This is a genomic window from Pseudomonas sp. ok272 (assembly GCF_900109995.1).
In the GTDB taxonomy this organism is placed as follows: domain Bacteria; phylum Pseudomonadota; class Gammaproteobacteria; order Pseudomonadales; family Pseudomonadaceae; genus Aquipseudomonas.
In genome coordinates this window covers 1-4,522 of sequence record NZ_FOCB01000039.1, presented here as the reverse complement: position 1 = coordinate 4,522, position 4,522 = coordinate 1, and the positions used below count along the sequence as shown (strand labels likewise).

3 protein-coding genes are annotated in these 4,522 nt (G+C 63.1%); 1 reads left to right on the top strand and 2 read right to left on the bottom strand.

Going from position 1 to position 4,522, the window contains the following annotated elements; translation table 11 throughout:
- Positions 1 to 127: 127 nt before the first annotated feature.
- Positions 128 to 1,537 carry an aminotransferase-like domain-containing protein gene (locus tag BMW74_RS24320; RefSeq protein WP_093426640.1) on the bottom strand — a complete coding sequence of 470 codons (1,410 nt, stop codon included), beginning with the start codon at positions 1,535 to 1,537 and terminating at the stop codon, positions 128 to 130.
- Between the two features lie 144 nt (positions 1,538 to 1,681).
- Between BMW74_RS24320 and BMW74_RS24315 the strand changes: the two genes are divergently transcribed.
- Entirely contained in the window at positions 1,682 to 2,569 is an 888-nt protein-coding gene (locus BMW74_RS24315) for a DMT family transporter (RefSeq protein ID WP_175479294.1), read from the top strand.
- Between the two features lie 104 nt (positions 2,570 to 2,673).
- Here the strand turns inward: BMW74_RS24315 and prpD are convergent, their stop codons facing one another.
- Positions 2,674 to 4,158 (bottom strand): 2-methylcitrate dehydratase, encoded by a 1,485-nt coding sequence (prpD, locus tag BMW74_RS24310; RefSeq protein WP_093426638.1) that lies wholly within the window; start codon positions 4,156 to 4,158, stop codon positions 2,674 to 2,676.
- Between the last annotated feature and the right edge of the window lie 364 nt (positions 4,159 to 4,522).

The following is a 4,522-nucleotide window of genomic DNA, read 5'->3' as shown; positions in this document are numbered from 1 at the left end:
GGTGGGCGGGCTTGCTCGCGAAGAGGTTGGCACATCCAGCCTCTTGGCAAGCTGATCCACCGCCTTCGCGAGCAAGCCCGCTCCCACAGGGGATCAGCGGTGGTGCGAGCTTGCTCGCGATGAACGGTTACACTGTCGCCCGCAACGCCTGCGCTACCGCCTCAACACCTTCCAGCAACAGCCGATCATCTCCCTGCGAATGGCACACACTCAGCCGAATACACTGCGGCACCGCGCCATGCCCGACGGCGAACGCCTCGGCTGTGGCAATCAGGTAACCCGCCTGCTTGAGCTCCGCCTCGATCTGCGACGCGCGCCACGGCTCGGGCACTTTGATCCAGAAGTGCGGGCTGTGGGGATGAGTGCTGTATTCCAGGCCCTCCAGCAACCCCAAGACCAAGGTCTTGCGCCGGCTGACCTCCACGACCTGCTGCCCTAGCAAGTGCCGGGCGATGCCGGTTTCCAGCCACGAGGTCGCCAGCTCCATGACCAACGGCGTGGCCATCCAGCACGACGCCCGCACCGCCGCCGCCAGCCGGCTGGCCAGCGGCTGCGGCGCGTGCACGTAACCGACCCGCAACCCGGCCGATACCGCCTTGCTCAGGCTGGCAATCAGCACCGTGCGCTCCGGGGCAAAATGGCTCAGGGGCAATGGCCGTTCCTGCGCCAACACCGCATGGGCCTCGTCCTCGATGATCAGCAGGTTATGCGCACGACACACCGCCACCAACTCCACACGCCGGGCCGTCGACATCACCGCCGCCGTGGGGTTCTGCAGGGTCGGCGTGCAATACACCGCCGCTACCCGATGCTGACGGCACAGGTCGTCCAGGGCCTGGGGCAACAGCCCTTCATCATCCATCGCCACGCCGAGCAGTTTTATCCCAAGGCTACGGGCGATGCTGATCAACCCCGGATAGGTCAGGTGCTCGCTGACCATGGTATCCCCGGCCTTGAGCAACGCCATCAGCGTACACATCAGGCCATGCTGGGCACCGTTGACGCAGACCACTTGTTCGGCATGCGCCACAAAGTCCTGGTGGCTGAGCCATTGCGCCCCCGCCTGCCGATACGCCGGCAACCCTGCTTCCTCGGTGTAGCCACTGATCCGCTGCACCGCATCGGGATCAAGCGCCAGGGCTTGCAGGCCCTGGCTGAAAAACGCCGCGTCGTACCCGGGGATCGGCTGGTTGCGGCTCATGTCGAAACACCCCCGGGGCTCTTCGCTGACATTGCGAAAGCCCGTGTCCCGGGCTCGCTCCATCCCGCGCTGACGCACGTACGTGCCATCGCCCACACGCGCAACGACCTTGCCGGTGCGCTCCAGTTCGGCATACGCACGGCTGATGGTGCCAACCGTGACCCCGACGCTGTCGGCCAACAGCCGATGGGGCGGGAGCTTGCACCCTGGCTCGATTGCCCCCTCGTGGATACCCTGCTCTATGGCCTCGGCCAAGCGCTTATATTTCACCCCGCCCCCCGTGGCCAGGGCTTCGCGCAACATTGACACCATGGCAATACTTACTTTGACAGCCATTGCCTTCCCTAATAGCGTGCTGAAAACAGGTTCAATCAGGGATAGACCTTTTCCATGGACAGGTCAATTCCCCCGCACGCAAGGTCCACCCGCATGCCAACAGCCATCGCCACCGATGCCCTGCCCACTCGCCGCAAACCCTGGCTGGCCGGCCTGATGACCAGCCTGCTGTTTCTCATCGTGTGCCTGAGTTGGGGCACCACCTGGCTGGGGATCAAGATTGCGGTCGAAAGCGTGCCGCCGCTGACCGCCGCGGGCCTGCGCTTCCTGATTGCCTTCCCGCTGTTCCTGAGCTTCGCCGCGCTGCGCCGCGAGCCCTTGTTATTCCCCCGGCAAAGTCGTTGGTTCTTTGTGTTCGTGACCTTGTCGTACTTCAGCCTGCCGTACTACTTGCTCAACTATGGCGAGCTGCACGTCTCATCCGGGCTGACGGCCTTGCTGTTCAGTTGCATGCCGGTGTTCATCCTGATCTTTTCGGCGCTGTTCCTGCGCGAGAAAATCTACACCTCTCAGGTGTTGGGAATCGCCATCGGCTTTGCCAGCCTGTTCATGATTATCCGCAGCCAGGGCTTGCACCTGGACCATGCCGAGTTGTTCGGGGTGCTGGCGATCCTGGCGGCCGCAATCATGCATGCGCTGTGCTACGTGGTGACCAAGAAACACGGGAGCGCCATCAGCGTCATCACCTACAACACCCTGCCCATCGGCATTGCCGGGCTGATGCTGTTCGCCGTCGGCCTGGGCGTCGAAACCCCGGTGTTCAGCGATGTCAGCCCACGCTCATGGGCAGCCCTGTTCTACCTGGGTCTCGTGGCATCGGTCGGTGGCTTTATCGTCTACTTCATGCTGCTCAAGCGCCTGAGCCCGATCATCCTGTCGTTTGTGTTCATCATCTTCCCGGTGTTCGCCGTAGTGATTGGCGCCTGGTACGAGGGGCAGGTGATTTCGTCGGAGTTGATCGGCTATTCGGCGGTGCTGCTGGCCGGGTTTGCCCTGACCAAGTTGCCGGTGGAAAAGTGGCTAAAAGCATGACCCTTTAGCACCTGTGGGAGCGAGCCTGCTCGCGAATGAGGGTGAGTCAGTCGATATTGATGCCGACTGATACGCCCTCTTCGCGAGCAGGCTCGCTCCCACCGTCAGATCACCCACAGGTCCATGAAGCGGTTAACCGGCGTGGCTTCGAGCGCCGCCTGATCCTGGCACAGCGCAACGATCTGCGCCGCACGCTGGCCGGTGAAGCGCGTGGCCAGGTTGGCCTTGAACTTGTCTTCCAGCAGCGGGATACCTTCGGCGCGACGGCGGCGATGGCCGATCGGGTACTCGACCACCACCTGCCCGGTGCTCGACCCATCCTTGAAGAACACCTGCACCGCGTTGGCAATGGAGCGTTTGTCCGCCTCCAGGTATTCACGGCTGTAGCGCGGATCTTCGACGATCACCATCTTGTCGCGCAGCACATCGATGATCGGGTGGGCCGCGTGGAACCCATCCTCGTACTGCTCGGCCACCAGATTGCCGAAGGCCAGCGGCACGGCAGTCATGTACTGGAGGCAGTGGTCGCGGTCGGCGGCATTGGCCAGCGGCCCAACCTTGGAGATGATGCGGATCGCCGACTCGTGGGTGGTGATGACGATTTTGTCGATCTCATGCAGGCGATTGCACACCTGCGGATGCAGCGTCACCGCCGCTTCGCAGGCGGTCTGCGCATGGAACTCGGCCGGGAAGCTGACCTTGAACAGCACGTTCTCCATGACATAGGTGCCATACGGCTGCGACACGCGGAAGGCGCGCTGGCCCTCGGGCTTGAGCGCCAAGTCCTTGTTGGTGTGACTGAACAGCACGTCATAGAAGCCCCACTGCGGCGCGGTGAGCACCCCGGGAATGCCCATCTCGCCACGCAGGGCAATGTCCGCCAGGCGCACGGCGCGACTGGTCGCATCACCCGCGGCCCACGACTTGCGCGACCCGGCATTCGGCGCATGACGATACGTGCGCAGCGCCTGGCCATCGACGAACGCGTGGGACAGCGCCGACAGCAGTTGCTCGCGATTGGCCCCCATCAGTTTGGCGGTCACCGCCGTCGAGGCGACCTTGACCAGCAACACGTGGTCCAGGCCAACCCGATTGAAGGCGTTCTCCAGGGCAATCACGCCCTGGATCTCGTGGGCCATGATCATCGCGTCGAGCACATCACGCACGGTCAACGGCACCTCGCCAGTGGCCACGCGCTTTTGCGACAGGTGATCGGCCACCGCGAGAATCCCGCCGAGGTTGTCCGAAGGATGGCCCCACTCGGCCGCCAGCCAGGTGTCGTTGTAGTCGAGCCAACGCACGGTGCAGCCGATGTCCCAGGCGGCTTTCACCGGATCGAGACGAAACGAGGTTCCCGGCACCCGCGCACCGCACGGCACGACGGTGCCTTCGACCATCGGCCCCAGGTGTTTGGTGCATTCGGGAAACCGCAGCGCCAGCAGGCCGCAGCCCAAGGTGTCCATCAGGCAGTTGCGGGCGGTATCGAGGGCTTCGGCGGATTGGATGTTGAAGGTCAAGACGTAATCGGCAATGTCCTGCAGGACCTTGTCGTAGTCAGGGCGGTTGTTCAGGTCAACGTTGGCGCTCATGTTCGATTCACTCGGCAAGTGGTTCGTTGATGGGACCTCGGTTCAGGGGCAATCTTGGTGGTTAATACCGGTCTTATTATTGCAACGCGATCAACTGTGGGAGCGGGCTTGCCCGCGATGGCGATGGTTCAGTCAACATTGATGCTGAATGTCCTGCCGCCTTCGCGGGCAAGCCCGCTCACCCTGGTCCACGGCGAACACACATCCGGGGGCAGCTCAATTCCTTGTAGGAGCGAGGCTTGCCCTAATGCCAGTCAGTTAAGCGAAACCCACGTGGGAGCGAGCCTGCTCGCGATAGCAGTAGGTCAGTCAACGGAGATGTTGGCTGTGTTGCCGTCTTCGCGAGCAGGCTCGCTCCCACAGG

Excerpts from the sequence above, each read along its gene's own strand:
- prpD (WP_093426638.1), bottom strand. The coding sequence starts at position 4,158 with ATGAGCGCCAACGTTGACCTGAACAACCGCCCTGACTACGACAAGGTC.
- BMW74_RS24320 (WP_093426640.1), bottom strand. The coding sequence starts at position 1,537 with ATGGCTGTCAAAGTAAGTATTGCCATGGTGTCAATGTTGCGCGAAGCC.